The organism is Pantoea sp. EKM101V (genome assembly GCF_011800325.1).
Lineage (GTDB): Bacteria > Pseudomonadota > Gammaproteobacteria > Enterobacterales > Enterobacteriaceae > Pantoea > Pantoea anthophila.
This window is the reverse complement of record NZ_JAALFP010000052.1, coordinates 1-232: the sequence shown is the minus strand read 5'-3', so window position 1 is coordinate 232 and position 232 is coordinate 1. Positions and strand designations below refer to the sequence as shown.

General features: G+C 61.2%; 1 pseudogene. It reads right to left on the bottom strand.

Features of this window, described 5'->3' with window-relative positions:
- A pseudogene (locus tag HFD92_RS21590) lies at positions 1 to 232 on the bottom strand (filamentous hemagglutinin); the annotation flags it as partial.

Sequence of the window (232 nt, the reverse complement as noted above, 5' to 3'; positions counted from 1 at the left end):
CTTTACGTTTAACGCCTGGATACAGCTGCTGCGCGATGTACTCGCCCATCGCCGCGCCCGATGCGCCTGCCAGCGCCGAGTTGCCGGATGCATACGAGCTTACCGCACCCAGTACCGCGTGCGCCATCAGGTTCGCTTCGGTATTGACGTTACCATTCGCGTCCGTCGTCAGCTCATGTATCTTTTCGGCCAGGTAAGGTGCCGACGCGCCGCTTATCGCCTGCGCCACGTT